A 19,132-nucleotide genomic window follows, 5' to 3' on the forward strand; every position below is an offset into this window, starting at 1 on the left:
ACAAACATGAAATTAAAAGGAAAAATCGTACAGGTTTCAGGACCTGTCGTAGATGTAGAATTTTCAGGGAATGACCTTCCTGCCATCAGAGATGCCCTTTACGTAATGGTAGGGGACGAAAAGAGAGTAATGGAGGTTTCTCAGCACATCGGTCTTGGTGTTGTAAGATGTATCTTACTTGCACCTTCTGAGGGACTTGCCCGCGATATGGAGGTAGTAGCTACAGGAGAGAGCATTACTGTTCCTGTTGGTGAATGTACTCTTGGTAGATTATTCAATGTTCTCGGTGACACTCTTGATAAGGGTGAGAAGCTTGATAACGAGGAGCATTGGAGTATCCACCGTGAGCCACCTACTTTCGAGGATCAGAGTCCAGTTGTTGAGATGCTTGAAACAGGTATCAAGGTTATCGATCTTCTTGCTCCTTATGCTAAGGGTGGTAAGGTCGGACTTTTCGGTGGTGCCGGTGTAGGTAAGACCGTACTTATTCAGGAGCTTATCCACAACATCGCTACAGAGAGTGGTGGTTATTCCATCTTTACAGGTGTCGGAGAGCGTTCCCGTGAAGGTAATGACCTTTGGACAGAAATGGCTGAGTCAGGCGTTCTTGATAAGACAGCCTTAGTCTTTGGTCAGATGAACGAGCCACCAGGAGCACGTATGCGTGTTGCTGAGACAGGACTCACAATGGCAGAGTATTTCCGTGATGTTAAGAATCAGGATGTGCTTTTATTCATTGATAATATTTTCCGTTTCGTACAGGCAGGTTCTGAGGTTTCAGCCCTTCTTGGCCGTATGCCATCAGCTGTAGGTTATCAGCCTACACTTGCAAACGACTTAGGTGAGCTTCAGGAGAGAATCGCTTCTACAAAGAACGGTTCGATCACTTCAGTTCAGGCGGTTTATGTACCAGCCGACGATTTAACTGACCCAGCACCAGCTACTACATTCTCACACTTGGATGCTACAACAGTTCTTTCGCGTAAGATTGTTGAGCAGGGTATTTATCCAGCTGTTGATCCACTTGAGTCAACATCACGTATCCTTGAGCCAGATGTTGTTGGTGAGGAGCACTATGCAGTTGCTCGTGGCGTACAGGAAATTCTTCAGAAGTATAAAGAGCTTCAGGATATCATCGCCATCCTTGGTATGGAAGAGCTTTCAGACGAGGATAAGCTTACAGTATATCGTGCCCGTAAGGTACAGCGTTTCCTTTCACAGCCATTCTCAGTTGCTGAGAACTTCACAGGCGTAAAGGGGCAGTTCGTTACTGTAAAAGAGACAGTTCGTGGATTTAAGGCTATCTTAAATGGTGAGATGGATGAATATCCAGAGGCAGCATTCTTCAATGTAGGTACAATTGAAGATGTTAAGAAGAAGGCAGCAGACCTTGCAAAGGAGTAATCTATGGCATCTTTATTTAATCTTAAAATAATTGCCTGTGATGGAATCTTCTACGACGGCCCATGTGAGATATTAGTATTTCCAGGTTCCGATGGTGAGTATGCTATTCTTAATCATCACGAGGTATTTACCGGTATTGTGGAGATTGGTAACATCCGCTTCACAACAGGTGATGGCGAGAAGAGAAATGCTATTATTTCCGATGGACTTGTTACAGTTGAGCCAGATGGTTCCGTTGTAATAGTTGCATATTCATGTGAGCGTCCAGAGGATATTGATACCTTCCGTGCTCAGGAAGCGCTTGAGCGAGCACAGGAACAGCTTCAGCAGAGACAGAGTCGTATCGACTACCAGATTTCTACAAACAATATGGCTCGTGCTATGGCGCGACTTAAAGGCGCTGGAGCGAAGAATCTATACAAAATATAACGTTGAATATACCTTAAAAATACCTTAAAATGATAACTACTCGGAGTATGGGTAGTTATCATTTTTTTTGGGAGGAAATGGTATGATAAGGCAAGAGGAATATACATTTAATTCAGCCGATGGCCATTCGGTAATTCACTGTAGAAAATGGCTTCCAGAGGGTGAGCCAGTTGCAGTATTGCAGCTTGTCCATGGAATGCTTGAATATATTGAAAGATATGATGAGTTTGCTACATTTCTTGCAGAAAAGGGTTATGTAGTTGTTGGTCATGATCACATCGGTCATGGTCATTCTGTTACTAGTGAAGAAGAGCTTGGCGTTATGACTGGTGTTCATCCATCAGATGATATGGTGGAGGATATTTACACCCACTATTCAATGACAAGAAAAGCTTATCCATCTTTAAAATACTTTATTTTAGGACATTCTATGGGTTCATACATGGTTAGAAAGTTCCTTTCAGTAAAGTCTGCATATATCGAAGCTATGAGTGGCGCCATTATTATGGGTACTGGTCAGGAGTCAGCTGCTACATGTAATGGTGGCTTGGCAGTTATTAAGTTTATTTCTTTATTTAGAGGAAAGAATTATAGAAGTACTTTGGTAAGGGATATGAGTTATAGTGCCCCCTATAAAAAGTATGATTGTTATGGTAAGGATTATGGCAATTCATGGCTTACCAAGAATGTTGAAGAGGTAGAGAGATACTACCACGATAAATATTGTACATTCCTGTTTACAGTTAATGCCTATAAGGGATTGGCTGAGGCAGTTAAATATGTTGCCACTCCTGAGTGTGTTTCAAAGATGCGTTCAAGTATGCCGCTACTTGTGGTTTCAGGCGATTCTGATCCAGTTGGAAATCTTGGCGCAGGCACTACAGCTGCCTTCGAGGCTTTCAAGAAGGGCGGAATTAAGGATGCTACTTTGAAGCTCTATATGGGAGACAGACATGAAATCCTCCATGAGATGGATCGTCAGCAGGTTTTTGAGGACATCTATCACTGGTTGGAGACACATAGATAATTAATTTGGAGTATATATGGATTCACTGGAGCATTTAATTACAAGGTCAATAAAATCATATTACAAAAATAGGCTTTATGCTCCTATCATATTTTTAGTTATACTTCTGGCATTAGCTGTGATTTTCCCGGTGCGATACATGCTGTTTCCGCGAAATTATTCAGCTGACAGCGTCAGTCTGTATCAACTCTATAACAATAAAGAGACTTATGGCAGATTCAAGATGTCTAATCTTTATTTTACAGGCTACACCAGCAAGTGGCTGGACAGAACCAGAGGATATTATTACTACACCATGCTTGGTCCAGAGTGTGTCATCGTTCTGTTAGATCCAGATACCTGTGAGCAGGGTGCACCTACAATAGAAGAGCTTACAGTTAAGGGCGAGGTTTTATATGAGTCAGAAGCTGCAAGATCCCTTCTTTCGAATTTGGCCAGAGATCTTAACTGGAGCGAGGATGGCATTATGTCCACTGTTTCCAGCTACACTATTTCAGAGCCAGATGCCACTGGATTTGTGTCAGAAGCCTTTGAGTTTTTCTATGTAGTATGCGGATTTTATAGTTTGATATCCATTATTATATATTGTCTTTTTATAGCTTTTCCTGTATTATCTGTTCCTGTCCAAAAGACCAGGGCTTATGGACGTCCAGCGGAGATTCTTGCTGAGGCAGAGGAAGAGCTTGCCACACTTCCACAGTTAGCAACTGAGGATATGTTCATTACTGAGCATTACTTCATTGAGACCAGCAGCTATGGCGTGGCTATTGTTCCTATTGATGCCATCATTTGGATTTATAAGTATTCTACTATGCACAAATTCCTATGGCATCACTTTTCAATCACCTACACTCTTTATATCACAGCGGCTAAGCGTCATTACATCAAGTGCCCTAAGAATATTAAGAGTGATATTGACGGTATCATGGACTACTTGGCAGAGGCTAATCATGATATTTTGGTGGGCTTCTCTGAGGAGAATCGTCTCAAGGTGGAAGAGATTCAGGACGATTTTGAAATTATTAGAAAGATATCAGGCTTTTTATCTAAGAGGGTATAGAAGATGGAAGCTTATACAAGCTTTGCCAGTGTATATGACAGATACATGGATAATGTACCTTACGATACATGGGCGGAAAATATAAAGACATTATTTGAAAAATACAATATGCCAATGGAGATAGTTTGCGACCTTGGCTGTGGCACTGGTCAGATTACCAGAAGGCTCAAGGCAGCAGGCTACGATATGATTGGCATTGATGTTTCCTATGATATGCTTATGGAGGCAATGACAGCTGAGGATTCCGAGGGGATCCTTTATCTATGTCAGGATATGCGCGAGTTCGAGCTGTATGGTACAGTTGGCGCAGTTGTCAGTCTCTGTGACAGTATTAATTATCTTCGTAATTACGAAGAGCTGCTTACAGTATGTAAGCTGGCAAACAATTATCTGGATCCAAAGGGGCTCTTTATTTTCGATGTAAAGACTGAGCATTTTTATCAGCAGCTTGGTAGTAGTACCATAGCTGAGAATCGTGAAGAAGGCAGCTTTATCTGGGAAAATGATTACGACCCTGAGACACGAGATAATGCATATTACCTTACGATTTATGAAGAGAATGAAGAAGGTACCTTCGACAGATATGAGGAGGAGCATCTTCAGCATGCATTTTCCATTGATGAAATCAAAGCAGCCATTAAAGAAAGTGGTTTAGAGCTTTTAGATATTTTAGATGTTGCCACTATGTCTGCACCGGCAGAGGATAGTGACAGGTTGTATTTTATAGCAAGAGAGGTAACAAAATAATGAGTGATTATATAGTTAGAGCAACAGCAGCAAACGATGCCATCCGTGCATTTGCAATTACAAGCAAGGATTTAGTTGAGGAGGCTCGCGAGCGCCACAACACTTCTCCAATAGTTACAGCAGCCCTTGGCCGTATGCTTTCAGCAGGCTCAATGATGGGTGTTATGCTTAAGGGAGAGGATGATTTAGTCACTCTTCAGATTCAGGGTTCTGGTCCAATGAAGGGTATCACAGTAACAGCAAACAGCAAGGGTGAGGTTAAGGGCTTCCCTAATGTTTCTGTTGTAGATTTACCTCCTAAGAACGGAAAGCTTGATGTAGGTGGTGCTATCGATCTTGGTATCATGCGAGTTATCAAGGATATGGGACTCAAGGAGCCATATGTTGGTACAGTAGAGCTTCAGACAGGTGAAATTGCAGAGGATCTTACATATTACTATGCAGTATCAGAGCAGATTCCATCCTCTGTAGGTCTTGGAGTTCTTATGAATAAAGACAATACTGTAAATTGTGCAGGTGGATTTATTATTCAGCTTATGCCTTTCACATCTGAGGAAGTTATTGCAAAGCTTGAGGAAAACCTTCAGACACTTCCATCTGTAACAGATATGCTTTCATCTGGAAAGACACCTGAGCAGATGCTTGAGACAGTTCTTGCAGGTCTTGATATCGATTTCAAGGAGACTTACGAGGTATGCTACAAGTGCGATTGCTCAAGAGACAGAGTTATTAAGAGTCTTGCTTCTCTTGGTAAGGAAGACATGGACGACATCATTGCGGATGGCAAGCCTGTTGAGGTAAGATGCCAGTTCTGTAATGAGGCTTATGAGTTCGCTATCGATGAATTAAAGAGCTTTAGGAAAAATTAATGATATATGTGGTTTTGCAGGACAAACTTTAGTATTTTTTACTTCTGTTTTTCCTGTAAACTAACACACGGAACAAGTATATACTTATTTATAGAGGAATATAGATAATGAGTGGAGTAAAGAGAAAAGTAAAAGCTCAAAAGAAAGCTCATAGATTTTATTTAGATAAGAAAACAATGCTTCGAATAGAAATTATTGCAGGCATTGTTTTATTTGTGTATTTGGCTGGAAGCGTTTTCTTCGAGAATCACTTCTATATTAGAAGCAAGGTTAACGGCGTTGGCGCCTCTTTTAGAACAGCAGAGGGTGCTTACGAAAAGATTCTTTCAAATGCAGATAAATACACTATCACTTTCATAAATGACGAAGGGGATGTTGTGAACGAGGTTAGTGCAGCAGACCTTGGAGTAGAGGTTAATTATCAGGTTGATGAGGTTCAGTATCTTCTGGATCAGCAGACTGGTATGAATTGGATTGGTCGTCTTTTTGTACCAGCAGAAAATTACACAAAAACAGGTAATGCCTACGATGAAGAAAAGGTTAAGAAGGTTGTTTCAAGCCTTGATTTTAGCCATCAGAAATCTACAAAGGAATCAGAAAATGCATACATCAAATTTGATGGTGACAAGTTTGTTATTGTAGATGAGGTTTACGGTGACGTAATCGATGCTGAGGGTGTAGAAGAGGCAATCATCTTCGCAGTAGAGAATCTTCAGACAAAGATTAATCTTTCAGATGGTACCTGCTATCACAAGCCAGCAGTTAAGGCTGAGGATGTTAATATTAATAAAGCCACAGCCCTTCTTAATAAATACATGGATGTTAATATTCACTATGATTTAGGTGAGGGTATCACAGAAGAGATTCCTACAGAGGTTAAGGCTAAGTTCTTCAAATGGGATGAGGACTTTAAGATTGATTTTGATAGAGAAGCTATCGGTGAGTATGTTAATTCCATGGGCGATAAGTACAACACCTATGGAAAGAAGAAACAGTTCGTTACTACTGAGGGTGAAGAAATCGAAGTACCAGCAGGTTCATTTGGTTGGAGAATAGCCTATGATGGTGAGATTGATGCCATCATCGCTGATATAAAAGCAGGCCAGGATGTCACCAGAGATTTCACATATCTTTATCGTGGAACCAGCCATGGCGAAAAAGATTATGGTAATTCATATGTTGAGGTAAATCTTACAACTCAGCATGTATATGTTTATAAAGAGGGTGTCATGGTACTTGATACCAGTTGTGTATCCGGTAATGTATCAAAGGGACACGGCACCCACACAGGAGTTTATCCTATTGCCTACAAGCAGAAGGATGCTACTCTTAGAGGGGACAATTACGAATCACATGTTAATTTCTGGATGCCATTCAACTTAGGTGAAGGACTTCACGATGCTACTTGGCGTTCGAAGTTCGGTGGCACCATTTATAAGACTAGTGGTAGCCATGGATGTGTAAACCTTCCACTTTCACAGGCAGAGAAGATTTACGATATCGTTGAGGCAGGATGGCCAGTAATCGTATTTTACACAGGTGATACTGAGGAGGAGAACTTCCGTCTTCAGAATCCACAGATTGATGCTATGAATCTTATTGCTGATATCGAGTCAGTTACACTTGAATCAGAAGCAAAGATAGTAGCAGCAAGACAGAAATACGATTCACTTACTGAAGAGCAGAAAGCTCTTGTAACAAATTATCAGGACCTTGTTAACGCAGAGACTGTACTGCAGACATTAAAGGCACAGGCAGCAGAGACAGCAGAAGCAGCACCTACAGAGGGAGAAGTTGTAGATGGAAATGCAGTTATGGAATAACAACGTTAGAAAAGTTACACCTTACACACCAGGCGAACAGCCAAAAGTTAAAAACATCATTAAGCTTAATACAAATGAAAATCCATACCCACCAAGTCCTTTGGTGGGTAAAGCTATATCTGATGTTAGCATGGATTCACTTAGAAAATATCCGGATCCAGCCTGCTCGGTATTGATAAAAGCAATCGCTGATTATCATATGCAGGATGTCTCAAAGGTATTTGTAGGAGTTGGCTCAGACGATGTTCTGGCAATGAGCTTCCTTACATTTTTCAATTCGGACAAGCCAGTTTTATTCCCAGATATCACATATTCTTTCTATGATGTTTGGGCAGATTTATTTAGGATTCCTTATGTTCAGAAGCCACTTGATGATGCATTTAAAATTAAGGCGACCGATTATGAGGAGCAGTGCGGTGGAATAGTTATTCCAAATCCAAACGCACCAACAGGTGTGGCTGAGCCAGTAGAATTTTTTGAAAAGATAGTTGCGGCTCACCCAGAATGTGTAGTTATTATCGATGAGGCATATGTGGACTTTGGTTCAAAATCCTGCATCGATTTAACTGATAAATATGATAATGTGTTAGTAGTTCGCACATTCTCAAAATCAAGAGCTATGGCAGGCAACCGTATTGGTTACGCCATCGGTTCACCAGAATTGATAAAGTATTTGTCTGATTGCAAATTCTCGTTCAATTCCTACACCATGGATACTATCACCCTTGCAGCAGGCGTTGCTTCAATAGAGGATGATGAGTATTTCAAAGAAAAGGTTGATGCTGTTATAGCCACCAGAGAGTGGACCAAAAAGCAGCTTTCAGCAATGGGATTTACCTTCCCAGATTCAATGAGCAATTTTATTTTTGCAAAACATGAATCCGTAAATGCGGTACACATTTTTGAGGAGCTTAAAAAGAAGGGCATCTATGTCCGTCACTTCTCAAAGCCAGAGCGCATTGCAGATTACCTTCGTATCAGTATTGGTACAGATGAGGAGATGCATACGCTAATAAATTCACTTAAGGAGATCATTTGATGAAGAACTATTTATACGTATTTTTTATTTCGATGGTACCACTTATAGAGCTTAGAGGTGCCATTCCAGCAGCATATTTCATCAAGGCAAATGACCCTACATTTAATTTGCTTACTGCTTACATTATTATTGCAATAGGAAATATGCTTCCAATGCCAATCATTTATTTCTTCGCCCGTAAGGTTCTTGAGTGGGGTAAGGATAAGCCAGTTATCGGTGGTTTCTTTACATTCTGCCTTGAAAAGGGTGAAAAGGGTGGACAGAAGCTTCAGGAAAAAGCAGGTCGTGGTCTTTTTGTAGCCCTTATGCTTTTTGTTGGTATTCCACTTCCAGGAACTGGCGGTTGGACAGGTACACTTGCTGCATCAATACTTGATATGGATTTCAAATCTACAATTCTTGCAGTTGTATGTGGTATTGCATTAGCAGGTTGTATTATCGGATTAGTTTGTGCATTAGGCCTTGGTGCTTACATAGGAGTGGCAGCTTAGTATGGATACAGCAAATATGTTAATAAACGTAGTTGCAATTTTATCAGGTTTATTTCTCTACATTGGTATTACAAATACAAAGTGGGGAAAGGAGCATGAAGGATATCAATATGCTATCATGCTTGGAACAATTCTCTGTGCGGTTTTAATAGGAGGATTTATCAGATGGCTGGTGTAAAAAGTTCTACAGCATGTGAATACTGCAACAACTTCGTCTGGGACGAAGAGGATGAGCAGTATTATTGCGAAATGGACATGGATGAGGACGATTATGTCCGTCTTGTTTCAGGACACTATAAGGAATGTCCATATTTCGTAGATGGGGATGAATATAAAGTTGTTAGACATCAGAACTAGTAAATGTGTTAGAATGAACTTAGTATGATTGAGGAGGGTAAGTTCATGGTTTTAAAACGTTTGGTAAAGGCGTGTGCTGCGCTAATGCTTTCAGCAGCACTTATGGTTTCAGCACCAATTTCAGCTAGTGCTGCTGGTATTCAGGGTATTGATGTATCTAAATATCAGGGAGCAATTAATTGGGCAGCAGTTGCCCAGTCAGGTGTTACTTATACTTTTATTAAGGTTGGTAGCACAAACAGTGGAATAGATCCATATTTTGCAGCGAATGTAAAGGGAGCTCAGGCAGCGGGTATTCGTACAGGTGTATATATTTATTCCTATGCTACATCTGTAGAGGCAGCTATTCAGGAGGCTCAGCTGGTAGTACAGTGGATTGAAGGATACAATATCAATTTCCCAGTAGCCTTCGATATTGAGGACAAGACTCAAAAGGGATTGGATGCTAACACATGTACAGCTATGGCAAATGCATTTGCAAGTGTTATCAATGCAGCTGGTTACACACCAATTCTTTACACATACACAAATTTCTATAAGGCACATTTCACATCTGCACTTGCTTGCGATAAGTGGATTGCACAGTATGCAGACCACAACGATATTGCAGGTTGGGCTATTTGGCAGTACTCTTCAGGCGGAGCAGTACCTGGTGTAAATGGTCGTGTAGATATGAACGTGGCAGTTAAGGATTACACTGCTTTCATTCCACAGGTTGGTTTGCTTGACCTTGGACAGGGCAATGTATTTTTCTTTAATAACTTCCGTAAGCAGTATGGTTGGGTAGACATTGCAGGAGTTAAATATCACACAGATCCTGCTACAGGTATTGTCACCACAGGCTGGTTTGCGGACGAGACTGGTGCATACTACTTCCTTCCAGGAGCAGCTAATGCAGTTACAGGTCTCAACACAATTGACAATGGAATTTATTACTTCAACGAGGCTGCACAGCTTCAGACAGGTTGGATAGAGCTTAGCGGAAACACATTCCTCTTCAATCCAGCTGAAAATGGTAAGCTTTACACAGGATGGTGGAACGATGCCGAAGGTGTTCGTTACTTAGATACTACAGACGGACATATGGTAAAGGGGCTTAATGCCATTGATAAGGATGTTTATTACTTCAATGAGAAGGGCTTCCTTCAGGTTGGCTGGGTTGTAATCGATAAGATTACATACATGTTCAATCCTCTTGATGGTGGTAAGTTATTCAAGGGTTGGTGGAAGGATGCTACTGGCGTTTACTACTTAGATCCTACAGATGCTCACCGTGTATCAGGTCTTACAGCTATCGATGGAGCAGTATATTACTTCAACGAGCAGGGTCAGATGCAGATTGGCGTTATTAAGGTCAACGGAGCAACCTACTTCTTCGGAGCTGACGGTAAGATGCAGACAGGAATGCAGACTATCGGAGATGGAATCTTCTACTTCGGTGAAGACGGAGCGATGGTTACAGGTACCTTCGCTACAAAGGATGGCATCTACTATGCAGGCAAGGATGGCAAGCTTGTATTCAATCAGGTTGTCACACTTGATAAGAAGCCATATCTCTTTGGAGCAGATGGCAAGCTCGTAATCAACCAGCTTGTACAGGTTGGCAACATGTACTATCAGACAGACGAAGCAGGTATCGTAACAGCTCAGGCTCCAGCAACACCAGCACCTGCAAAATAATTAAAAAATTAATGGCTGTGGGGATTTTCCACAGCCATTTTTTTATTTCTTTCCAGTGTATTTCTCTTCGCAGTATTTGCAGCGATATACCTCGTTTTCTTCGTCGGTTAATACGAAGATTTGGTCGAGGCCCTGCTCTACGGTGCTGATGCAACGAGGGTTCTTGCAGGAGATTACGTTCTTGATTTCTTTTGGAAGCGCAAGCTTACGCTTTTCCACGATGGCATCATCCTTGATAATGTTGCAGGTGATGTTGTGGTCGATGAAACCAAGGATATCTAAATCAACGCGCTCGATAGGGCATTCGATTTTGATGATGTCCTTACGACCCATCTTGTTAGATTTGGCATTCATAATCATGGCCACGGTGCAGTCACAACCAAGATTGCCAAGCTGAAGATCATTGTATATTGTCATGGATTCGCCAGCCTTGATGTGGTCAAGTACGAATCCCTGATGAATTCCAGAAATATTAAGCATTTGTATTCCCTCCCTATACTAATTCAAGAAGCGTCAGTATCAGCGCCATTCTGATGAATACACCGTACTTAGCCTGGGTAAAGTACATTGCTCTTGGGTCGTCGTCCACATCAACAGAGATTTCGTTTACTCGTGGAAGTGGATGAAGAACCATCATATCTTTCTTGGCAAGACGCATCTTCTCAGGAGTGAGAATGAAGAAATCCTTCAAGCGAATGTAATCTTCTTCGTTGAAGAAACGCTCACGCTGAACTCTTGTCATGTAGAGGATGTCCAGCTCGCCCATAACATCATCTAAGGAATCTACTTCCTTATATTCATATCCATTTTTATCTAGTACATCCTCGCGAATATACTCTGGAACACGAAGCTCCTCTGGTGAGATAAGAACGAATTTAATTCCCGGATAACGAACAAGTGCGTTGATAAGAGAGTGCACTGTACGGCCGAATTTCAAATCACCACAAAGTCCGATAGTAAGGTCTTTGATTTCGCCACGTAAAGAGCGAATGGTAAATAAATCTGTAAGTGTTTGTGTGGGATGTTGATGACCACCATCACCGGCATTGATAACGGGAATAAGAGATCGCTGAGAAGCGACTAATGGAGCGCCTTCCTTTGGATGACGCATAGCGCAGATGTCTGCGTAAGAAGAAATTACACGAATAGTATCAGAAACACTTTCGCCTTTTGCTGCTGATGAAGAATCAGCTGAAGAAAAACCAAGGACAGAACCACCAAGATTAAGCATGGCAGCTTCAAAAGAAAGTCTTGTACGGGTGCTTGGTTCATAGAAACATGTAGCTAGCTTTTTGCCGTGGCACTTCTCGCTGTACGAGCTTGGATGAGCTTTAATATCATCCGCCAGGTCCATAAGCTGCTCTAGCTCCTCTCTGGTAAAGTCCAGAGGGCTCATTAGATGACGCATATGTATCCTCCCTGATAATGAATGATTGTTTTCAAATCAATTTATTCTACCATATTGAATTCAAAATAAAACCCTTTTATGCTAAAATATTTTTTATGAAATACGCAGACGTTATTATTGATATCTCTCACGAGAGATTGGATAAAACATTTGAATATATAATTCCAGATGAGTTGGAAGAGCAGGTTACAGAAGGGGTACAGGTAGTTATTCCCTTCGGTCAGGGCAATCGTGCTATCACAGGTTATGTGGTGGATTGCCATGATAAGCCGGGTTTCGATGTTACTAAGCTGAAGCCTATTGCGAGAGTTGTAAAGGACAGTATCGCCATAGAGTCTCAGCTTATTTCTTTGGCTGCCTTTTTAAAACGTAATTATGGTAGCACAATGAATCAGGCGCTTAAGACTGTCATTCCTATTAAGAAAAAAGAGAATGAGAAGATGAAGAAGGAAATCGCTCTTGCAATCTCTTTGGAGCAAGCGAAGATTGAGCTTAATGAACTCATGGCCAAGCCACGTCACGCCCTTGGTAAGGAACGACTCTTAAGAGAGCTTCTGGAAGTAGACACTCTCGACTGGGAGCTTGCCACAAAAAAGCTTCAGGTTCCTACAGCAAACATTCGTGATTTGGAAAAGAAGGGGATTATCCACATAGAATCGGTGAGAACCTTCCGTAATCCACATCTTAATAAAGATGCTAACAGAAAGCAGATTACACTTAATGAAGAACAGGAAGCAGCGGCAGAGCAGATAAAGGCAGACATTGATACAGGACGCCGCAAGACATATCTCATACATGGCGTCACTGGCTCAGGAAAGACAGAAGTCTACATGGATGTTATGGAGCATGTGATTAACATGGGGCAGCAGGTTATCGTGTTGATTCCTGAAATTGCGCTTACCTATCAGACGGTCATGCGTTTCTACACCCGTTTTGGTGATAAGGTCAGCATTCTGAATAGCCGCATGTCACCTGGCGAGCGTTTCGATCAGTTCGAGCGTGCCAAGTCAGGTGAGATTAGCATTATGGTAGGACCACGTTCTGCTTTGTTCACACCTTTTGCAAATCTTGGTCTTATTATCATAGACGAGGAACACGAGCCAAGCTATAAATCAGAAGTCATTCCTAGATATCATGCCAGAGAGACAGCGGTGTATCGCGCAAAGCTTTCGGGGGCTACAGTAATTTTGGGTTCAGCCACACCAAGCCTTGAGGCATATAGCAGAGCTACATCAGGAGAGTATCAGCTAATTACTCTTCACAATAGAGCTATGGGGCAGGATATGGCCAGCTGCGAGATTGTAGATCTTAGAGCAGAGCTGCAGTCTGGTAATCGCTCCATGATTAGCCGCAGGCTGAAGGAGCTCATGGCTGACAAATTAAGCAAAAATCAGCAAATCATGCTGTTTTTAAATAGAAGAGGCCTTATGGGCTTCGTTTCTTGTAGGGCTTGTGGTCATGTGTTAAAATGTCCACATTGCGATGTTGCCCTGCATTTGCACAATGGCGGTATTATGAAGTGCCACTATTGTGGATTTACTACCAAGGCAGAAAAGATTTGTCCTAGCTGCGGCAGTAAATACATCGGCAGTTTCAAGGCTGGTACTCAGCGCTTAGAGGAGATTGTAAAAGAATCCTTCCCACAGGCCAGAGTACTTCGTATGGATGCTGACACCACCTCAGGTAAGAATGGTCATGAGGAGATTTTGGCAGCCTTTGCAGCCCACGAAGCAGATGTGCTTATCGGCACACAGATGATTGTTAAGGGCCATGATTTTGCCAATGTTACACTGGTAGGAATCATCGCAGCAGATATTTCTTTGAATGAGTCTGATTTCCACAGTGGAGAGCGTACCTTCCAGCTACTTACACAGGCGGTAGGACGTGCAGGCCGTGGTGTTGAGCCAGGTATCGCTGTTATCCAGACTTATCAGCCAGAGAACTATGCTGTAGTATCATCAGCAAATCAGGATTATGACAGCTTCTATTCACAGGAGATTGCCTACAGAAGACTTCTGTCATATCCACCATGCTCACACATGCTTGGTATTCAGGTGAGCTGCGACAAGCAAAAGGATGCCTATGGTCAGGCTGATGTTCTGGCGGACCTGATTAGACGGACCGACCCTGAAATTGTTATAATGGGTCCAGAGGATGCCTATATCGGAAAGCTCAAGGATGTTTACCGCAGGGTAATATATCTCAGGGCAGATGATTATGACAGGCTTGTCCGAATTAAAGATGCAATCGATAAATTTTTATTAGAACAAAAGCAATATCGAAACACCAGCACATGGTTTGATTTCGACCCAATTAATACATTATAGAAAGAGGTATAAAATGGCAGTTTTAGACATTAGAGAATATGGTAAGGATGATGTCCTTTTAAAAACATGTAAGCCTGTAAAGGAGCTTACTCCAAAGCTTAAGACATTAATCGAGGATATGTACGACACAATGTATGATGCAGACGGTGTTGGTCTTGCAGCACCTCAGGTAGGCGTACTTCGTCGTATCTGTGTTATCGATATCGGTGAGGGTCCTGTTACTCTCATCAACCCAGTAGTTCTTGAGACATCAGGCGAGCAGACAGGTAACGAGGGTTGCCTTTCGGTTCCAGGAAAGACTGGCGTTGTTACTCGTCCTAATTACGCAAAGGTTAAGGCTCTTAATGAAGATATGGAAGAAATCATTGTTGAGGGTGAGGAGCTTATGGCTCGTGCACTTCTTCACGAGATTGATCATCTTGACGGCCACATCTACACAGAAAAGGTAGAGGGCGAGCTTTACGATGTTGAAGATTTATTAGAAGAAGTAGAAGAGGATGAAGAGTAAATGAAAGTTGTTTTCATGGGTACACCGGATTTTGCGGTGGAGACTTTAAAAGCAATATACGAGGCTGGGCACGAGGTTATTCTTGCTGTGTCTCAGCCGGATAAGCCAAAGGGACGTAGCGGAAAGCTTCAGCCTACTCCTGTTAAGGAGTTTGCTATGGAACATGATATCCCAGTATATCAGCCAGTGAAAATCAGAGCAGAGGAGTCTGTTGAGGAACTTCGTAAATACGAAGCAGATGTTTTCGTGGTAGCTGCCTTTGGACAGATTTTACCAAAGGTAATTCTTGATATGCCACGTCTCGGTTGTGTAAATGTTCATGGCTCACTTCTTCCAAAATACCGTGGTGCAGCACCTATTCAGTGGGCAGTTATCAACGGTGAAAAGGTATCTGGAAACACTACAATGCTTATGGGGCCAGGACTTGATGATGGAGATATGCTTCTCAAGTCTGAGATAGAATTGGCTGCAGACGAAACAGGCGGAAGCCTTTTTGACAAGCTTGCATTAGATGGTGGTAAGCTTGCAGTAAAGACTATCGAAGCTTTAGACCGTGGAGAAATCACTCCACTTCCTCAGGATGAATCACAGGCTACTCACGTAGGTATGATTTCCAAGGATATGGGAAATATCGACTGGACAAAGACAGCAGTAGAAATCGAGCGTCTTATCCGTGGTCTTAATCCATGGCCATCAGCCTTTACATTTGTAGACGGAAAGCAGCTCAAGCTTTGGAAAGCTACAGTAGTAGAAAAGTCTGGCGAGCCAGGCACTATCATAGATGTAAATAAAAACGGATTTATCGTAGCCTGCGGAGAGGGAGCTCTTGAGATAAACGAGCTTCAGCTTGAAGGCAAGAAGCGTATGGCATCAGGAGATTTCCTTAGAGGCTATAGCTTAGAAGCAGGTAAGAGGTTTGTAAATGGCAGGGATTAATTTAAGAGAAATCGCCATGGAGACTGTCATTGAGATTCTTGAAAATGGTCAGTTCTCTCATATCTATCTAAAGGCAGTTTTAGATAAATATGGGTATCTTGAGAAGAACGAGAGAGCCTTTTTGAATCGTCTTGTTAATGGAACAGTAGAGCGTAAGCTTCAGCTGGATTACATTATCGACAGCTTCTCCAAAACAAAAGTAAAAAAGATGAAACCTCTCATTCGCACCATAATGCGTCTGGGAGTTTATGAGATTTATTACATGGATGCAGTTCCAGATTCTGCTACCTGCAACGAATACGTTAAGCTTGCCAAAAAGCGTGGCTTCGCAGGACTTTCAGGATTTGTTAATGGCATCCTTAGAAACATCGCCAGAGAGAAATCCCACATGGAGTTCAAGGAATTGTGGATAAAGTACTCTATGCCACAGTGGATTGTTGATAAATGGATTGCAGACTATGGCAAGGAGCAGACAGAAGAAATACTTAAGGGCTTCCTTGAGCCAGAGGAGCTTTGTATCAGAGTTAATCTCAATAAGATTTCCCGTGAGGATTTGGCAGAGCAGCTTAAGGGACAGGGAATCACTGTTCGTATATGCGATACAGTTGAAAGTGCATGCTATATTTCAGATTATGATTCTTTGACAGCAATACCTGAGTTCAACGAAGGACTGTTTTATGTTCAGGATTATTCCTCGCAGAGGGTTCCTTACATGGCAGGAGTTGCAGCAGGTCAGCAGGTAATTGATGTTTGTGCTGCGCCTGGAGGAAAGGCACTTCATTGCGGAGAGCTGGTAGCGGATGGTTCGGTCCTAGCCCGAGATCTTACAGATCAGAAGGTGGCATTGATTCAGGAAAACATTAACAGAACTGGAGCTACAAATGTGAAAGCCCAGCAGTGGGATGCCACAGTTTTAGATGAAGATTCAATTCGTAAATACGATACTGTAATTGCGGATTTGCCATGTTCCGGTCTTGGCATTATCAGAAAGAAGCCAGATATTAAATACAATCAGACAGAAGAATCACTATCTGAGCTTACAAAGCTTCAGAGTCAGATTCTTGATACAGTTTGTCAGTATGTGAAGGATGGCGGTACACTTTGCTACAGCACCTGCACAATTAATAAAGATGAAAATGAAAATCAGGTGGAAAACTTCCTGTCATCACATTCGGAATTTACGATCGAAAAGATGACTCAGCTTTTCCCTGACAAAGAACACGATGGATTTTTTATATGTGTAATGAAAAAGAATTAACCGATATTCGGTCACTTAATTTAACAGAGCTTACAGACTATGTAACAACAGAGCTGGGAGAGCCAAAGTTCAGAGCAAAACAGCTTTATGAATGGATGCATCAGCATTTGGCTTTAGATTATGATGAGATGAAAAACATCCCAAAGTCTTTAAAAGAAAAGCTTCAAGCCAACTGCAATTATCATCCTCTTAAGAAGATAGATATGCAGGTTTCCAAAATCGATGGCACTCGTAAGTACTTGTTTGAGCTTTACGATGGCCAGATGGTGGAAAGCGTTTGGATGAGCTACAAGCATGGTAATTCTGTATGCATCAGCTCCCAGGTTGGTTGTAAGATGGGCTGCCGTTTCTGTGCATCTACTCTCGATGGATGGGTTAGAAATCTTACTCCTTCAGAGATGCTTGGACAGATTTATGCTATCCAGAAAGACACTGGAGAGCGTGTATCCAACCTTGTTGTTATGGGTACTGGTGAGCCTATGGACAACTATGACAACATAGTTAAGTTTGTCCGTCTGCTTTCAGATGAGAACGGCCTTAATATTTCACAGAGAAATATTACTGTTAGTACATGCGGTATTGTTCCACGCATCAAGCAGCTGGCAGAGGAGGATTTGACAATCACTCTTGCGATTTCTCTTCATGCGCCAAATCAGCAAAAGAGAGCAGAGCTTATGCCAGTAGCAAATAAATATGAGATTCATGAGCTTATTGATGCCTGTGAATACTATTTCAATAAGACCGGACGCCGTATCACCTTTGAGTATTCATTGGTGGGGGGAGTCAATGACAGAGATGAAGATGCAGCTGAATTAGGACAGCTTATTGGTCATTTAAATTGTCATGTAAATCTTATTCCGGTTAACCCTATTAAGGAGCGTGATTTCGTTAGTCCTTCAATGGACAGAGCTTACGCCTTCCAAAAAAAGATTGAAAAATATGTCAATAATGCTACTATTAGAAGGGAAATGGGTCGCGATATAGACGGGGCCTGTGGACAACTTAGAAAGAGGCATTCAGATGCCTTGAAAGGGAATAATTAATGATAAGTTACAAGATAACTGATGTTGGCATGAAACGAAAAGTCAACCAGGACACCGTTTATGCCAATGACAGTGGAGTTGGCAATTTACCAAATCTTTATATAGTCGCCGACGGTATGGGTGGAGAATTAGCAGGTGATTATGCCTCTGCCAAATGCGTCGAGATTGTCGTAGATGGTGTCACAACTTCCAAAGAGTCAGAGCCTGTAAAAATTCTTGAGCAGGCAATTCAATCAGCAAATCAAATAATATATCACGAGTCCAAAAGTGATTCTTCCAAAGCTGGAATGGGCACTACCCTTGTTCTAGGCACTTTCATTGATGGGCATCTTTATGTTGCCAATGTGGGTGACAGTCGTCTTTATGTTGCTACTGCCACAAAGCTTTTGCAGATCACTAAGGATCATTCTGTGGTTGCAGAGCTTGTTCGTACAGGAGAGCTGGATGAGGATGATGCTCGCACTGATAAGCGTAAGAATATGATTACCAGAGCCATCGGTGCAGAAGAAAAAATCAATCCAGATTATTTCGACGTAATCCTTAAGGGTGGAGAAAAGGTTCTGCTCTGTTCTGATGGTCTTACAAATATGGTTGAGGATAATGAGATATATTCAGTCATAACAAACTCAGATACTCTTGAGGCCAGAGCAAAGGAATTAATCAAACGAGCTAATAGTAATGGTGGTAAGGATAATATTTCGGTTATTGTTATAGAATAGATATCGA

General features: G+C 41.9%; 20 protein-coding genes. 18 read left to right on the forward strand and 2 right to left on the reverse strand.

The genetic code is table 11. The features are described from left to right. Positions 1-6 precede the first annotated feature (6 nt). The 12 genes from atpD to BLP54_RS11530 all read left to right on the forward strand — a co-directional run bounded on the left by atpD (position 7) and on the right by BLP54_RS11530 (position 10,926). The gene (atpD, locus tag BLP54_RS11480) at positions 7-1,404 is read left to right on the forward strand and encodes a F0F1 ATP synthase subunit beta (RefSeq protein WP_028248520.1); all 1,398 of its coding nucleotides are present in this window, start codon (positions 7-9) and stop codon (positions 1,402-1,404) included. A gap of 3 nt (positions 1,405-1,407) precedes the next feature. Further along, the gene (atpC, locus tag BLP54_RS11485) at positions 1,408-1,833 is read left to right on the forward strand and encodes an ATP synthase F1 subunit epsilon (protein ID WP_090169793.1); all 426 of its coding nucleotides are present in this window, start codon (positions 1,408-1,410) and stop codon (positions 1,831-1,833) included. 82 nt (positions 1,834-1,915) lie between these two features. Next, positions 1,916-2,860 (forward strand): alpha/beta fold hydrolase, encoded by a 945-nt coding sequence (locus tag BLP54_RS11490; RefSeq protein WP_090169796.1) that lies wholly within the window; start codon positions 1,916-1,918, stop codon positions 2,858-2,860. Positions 2,861-3,083: 223 nt separating this feature from the next. Beyond that, positions 3,084-3,920 carry a DUF6709 family protein gene (locus BLP54_RS11495; RefSeq protein ID WP_242870696.1) on the forward strand — a complete coding sequence of 279 codons (837 nt, stop codon included), beginning with the start codon at positions 3,084-3,086 and terminating at the stop codon, positions 3,918-3,920. Between the two features lie 3 nt (positions 3,921-3,923). Next, positions 3,924-4,667, forward strand: coding sequence for a class I SAM-dependent DNA methyltransferase (locus BLP54_RS11500; RefSeq protein ID WP_090169800.1), 744 nt, complete (start codon positions 3,924-3,926; stop codon positions 4,665-4,667). Then, positions 4,667-5,536 carry an Hsp33 family molecular chaperone HslO gene (gene hslO / locus BLP54_RS11505; RefSeq protein WP_090169803.1) on the forward strand — a complete coding sequence of 290 codons (870 nt, stop codon included), beginning with the start codon at positions 4,667-4,669 and terminating at the stop codon, positions 5,534-5,536. The genes BLP54_RS11500 and hslO overlap by 1 nt, the downstream gene beginning before the upstream one ends. A gap of 107 nt (positions 5,537-5,643) precedes the next feature. Next, entirely contained in the window at positions 5,644-7,359 is a 1,716-nt protein-coding gene (locus tag BLP54_RS11510; RefSeq protein WP_090169806.1) for a L,D-transpeptidase family protein, read from the forward strand. Continuing rightward, positions 7,343-8,398, forward strand: a complete 1,056-nt coding sequence (hisC, locus tag BLP54_RS11515; protein WP_090169853.1) for a histidinol-phosphate transaminase — start codon at positions 7,343-7,345, stop codon at positions 8,396-8,398. Before BLP54_RS11510 ends, hisC begins: the two co-directional genes overlap by 17 nt. Continuing rightward, positions 8,398-8,889 carry a COG2426 family protein gene (locus tag BLP54_RS11520; protein ID WP_330386165.1) on the forward strand — a complete coding sequence of 164 codons (492 nt, stop codon included), beginning with the start codon at positions 8,398-8,400 and terminating at the stop codon, positions 8,887-8,889. Before hisC ends, BLP54_RS11520 begins: the two co-directional genes overlap by 1 nt. A gap of 1 nt (position 8,890) precedes the next feature. After that, positions 8,891-9,067, forward strand: a complete 177-nt coding sequence (locus tag BLP54_RS15885) for a hypothetical protein (RefSeq protein ID WP_159430896.1) — start codon at positions 8,891-8,893, stop codon at positions 9,065-9,067. Next, a complete protein-coding gene (locus tag BLP54_RS11525) occupies positions 9,055-9,246 on the forward strand; it encodes a DUF6472 family protein (protein WP_072918289.1) in 192 nt (63 codons plus the stop codon). Before BLP54_RS15885 ends, BLP54_RS11525 begins: the two co-directional genes overlap by 13 nt. A 45-nt stretch (positions 9,247-9,291) precedes the next feature. After that, on the forward strand, positions 9,292-10,926 hold the full coding sequence (locus BLP54_RS11530) for a GH25 family lysozyme (protein WP_176754544.1): 1,635 nt from the start codon (positions 9,292-9,294) through the stop codon (positions 10,924-10,926). Positions 10,927-10,968: 42 nt separating this feature from the next. On the opposite strand, the gene BLP54_RS11535 is transcribed toward BLP54_RS11530, so the two are convergent. Both BLP54_RS11535 and pyrB read right to left on the reverse strand, forming a co-directional pair. Further along, a complete protein-coding gene (locus tag BLP54_RS11535; protein WP_090169811.1) occupies positions 10,969-11,406 on the reverse strand; it encodes an aspartate carbamoyltransferase regulatory subunit in 438 nt (145 codons plus the stop codon). A gap of 13 nt (positions 11,407-11,419) precedes the next feature. After that, a complete protein-coding gene (gene pyrB, locus BLP54_RS11540) occupies positions 11,420-12,334 on the reverse strand; it encodes an aspartate carbamoyltransferase (RefSeq protein ID WP_090169813.1) in 915 nt (304 codons plus the stop codon). Between the two features lie 95 nt (positions 12,335-12,429). Between pyrB and priA the strand changes: the two genes are divergently transcribed. Genes priA through BLP54_RS11570 form a run of 6 tightly spaced genes read left to right on the forward strand, consistent with a single transcriptional unit; the run spans position 12,430 to position 19,125 of the window. Continuing rightward, the gene (gene priA, locus BLP54_RS11545) at positions 12,430-14,661 is read left to right on the forward strand and encodes a replication restart helicase PriA (RefSeq protein WP_090169855.1); all 2,232 of its coding nucleotides are present in this window, start codon (positions 12,430-12,432) and stop codon (positions 14,659-14,661) included. Between the two features lie 13 nt (positions 14,662-14,674). After that, positions 14,675-15,169 (forward strand): peptide deformylase, encoded by a 495-nt coding sequence (def, locus tag BLP54_RS11550; RefSeq protein ID WP_072918298.1) that lies wholly within the window; start codon positions 14,675-14,677, stop codon positions 15,167-15,169. Continuing rightward, entirely contained in the window at positions 15,170-16,105 is a 936-nt protein-coding gene (fmt, locus tag BLP54_RS11555) for a methionyl-tRNA formyltransferase (RefSeq protein WP_090169815.1), read from the forward strand. Beyond that, the gene (gene rsmB, locus BLP54_RS11560) at positions 16,092-17,363 is read left to right on the forward strand and encodes a 16S rRNA (cytosine(967)-C(5))-methyltransferase RsmB (protein ID WP_090169817.1); all 1,272 of its coding nucleotides are present in this window, start codon (positions 16,092-16,094) and stop codon (positions 17,361-17,363) included. Before fmt ends, rsmB begins: the two co-directional genes overlap by 14 nt. Beyond that, positions 17,342-18,406, forward strand: coding sequence for a dual-specificity RNA methyltransferase RlmN (rlmN, locus tag BLP54_RS11565; protein ID WP_090169819.1), 1,065 nt, complete (start codon positions 17,342-17,344; stop codon positions 18,404-18,406). Before rsmB ends, rlmN begins: the two co-directional genes overlap by 22 nt. After that, complete coding sequence (locus BLP54_RS11570; protein ID WP_090169822.1) at positions 18,406-19,125, forward strand: Stp1/IreP family PP2C-type Ser/Thr phosphatase; 720 nt, start codon at positions 18,406-18,408, stop codon at positions 19,123-19,125. The genes rlmN and BLP54_RS11570 overlap by 1 nt, the downstream gene beginning before the upstream one ends. Positions 19,126-19,132: the final 7 nt, after the last annotated feature.

Origin of the sequence: Pseudobutyrivibrio sp. 49, from assembly GCF_900100545.1 — a bacterium.
GTDB lineage: Bacteria > Bacillota > Clostridia > Lachnospirales > Lachnospiraceae > Pseudobutyrivibrio.